Origin of the sequence: Methanobrevibacter sp. (assembly GCF_045220775.1) — an archaeon.
Lineage (GTDB): Archaea > Methanobacteriota > Methanobacteria > Methanobacteriales > Methanobacteriaceae > Methanocatella.
On record NZ_JBGUWC010000031.1, the window covers coordinates 1 to 1628 of the forward strand.

1 protein-coding gene is annotated in these 1628 nt (G+C 37.3%); it reads left to right on the forward strand.

Annotation, left to right across the window (positions count from 1 at the left end; translation table 11 throughout):
• Positions 1–361 precede the first annotated feature (361 nt).
• A complete protein-coding gene (locus ACJROP_RS01510; RefSeq protein WP_406533733.1) occupies positions 362–1216 on the forward strand; it encodes a hypothetical protein in 855 nt (284 codons plus the stop codon).
• Positions 1217–1628 lie beyond the last annotated feature (412 nt).

Sequence of the window (1628 nt, forward strand, 5' to 3'; positions counted from 1 at the left end):
GAGTAGAAATCTGGAAATGGCAAAGCAAATGGAACAAAAATAAAGGGCGAGCATCACTGCTTGCCCTCTATTTATAATTCCTTTTTCTAACCGGCCTCCGTGCTATCACAGCATTAATTGGCCTAATCTGATACATAACTTAAAAAACTAAATTAATCAACCATAAACCTTAATTATATATAAATGTATTTATAGGTTGCAAAGATAAAACTAATTATCCATATAACCAAACTTTTTTGGATAAAAGTGTAACGCGAACACAATTTTGTGATAAAGCCTTTGTAATCTTGAGGAAAAGCACTATCTTTGCGCTCCGATATGAAAATTAAATTTGTATCATACTAACAAACCATTACCAAATATGAAGTACAAAGTCTTTTTCATCAGGTATGTTCAAAGCACGCCTGATCTCTTCGGGAATGTCGTGCCCGTTGATGGTACCGATGTCCTAAAATCTGTGATTATCAACGATTTCCGTAAACGCAAGGAGCTTAGTTTTATCAACCCAAGAAATGGTAAAATCTATTACCGCCATTACGCCATCATGCCTCAGGGTGGTCTGGCTGTGATTGATGTTGGTAAGTATGAGGATGGTAACTTTGTGTATGCAAGTGTAGCCATTAATCTGAGCCGCAACCAGTACCAGCCATACATAGTTATAGGATGCCACCATAGCGGGTTTAGTGATATAAATCTGATAGCTGATATGGTTACACAATCGCTTAACTGGGCGCTTAATGATTCCAATATTGCCGTAAAGCTTGTAGCTTGCAATAAGTCAATAGCTTGGGAGAAGGACATCATACATACTTATTTGAATGGTATGGAAAGCCGCATGTTTAACCCAATGAATGCTTTCGGTTTTGAGTTAATTGAAGAGCATTTTGAAGCTCTGGGTAAAAACCCTAATAAGCACAGAAAATCAGCTAATTTCGATGATTATCTGCTAAGAGCGAAACGACAGGAGATAAAAGCCTGGCTTCATAACGAGACCGACCAATATATGTATCCGGTTGACATGATGAGAGCGATAAGAGCACTGTATGAGCTGAATGTTATCAAGAAACCCACTTACGAGGCGTTTGTGAGGGAGTTTGGTAAAGAACATCTGATAGCTGTTTCGACCTATAATAGCTATATGAATCTGAATAATAATCCTTATGAAAACGATACTGCTTATGAGGAGATAAAAGCTTATGTAAAGGAAAAGTTTTGACTCGCTGGCATTTAATAGCATTTGATAGCGTTTTATAGCGCTTAATAGCATTATCCATTATTTCATATTCGCTATGAAATGATGGATTTTTTATTTTCTATTTTTCGTAGAACACTTTACTTTTGCATCCGCATTTGCAACTATAAATAATAATATATTTCCTGAGACAGGTGGGCCCATTCTGTTTCACTAACGTGAAGCAAGAATGAAACAAATTATGATTGAGATTGACGACGAGGCTTTCGAGCCTTTTATGGGAATGTTGCGCCTTTGCCCTGCAGTAAAGGTGGTGGGTACAAACAGCTTTGCAGAACCACAAGATATGAAAGAAAAGGTAAGGAGAAATAATCTGGTTTTACGTTTTTCAAGTGCTCTTGGAAAGGCTAAACGCCAAAAGTTGGACGGTTTTTTG

What these genes read in the sequence shown, in the direction of transcription:
- ACJROP_RS01510 (WP_406533733.1), top strand. Translation starts at nt 362, where the DNA reads ATGAAGTACAAAGTCTTTTTCATCAGGTATGTTCAAAGCACGCCTGAT.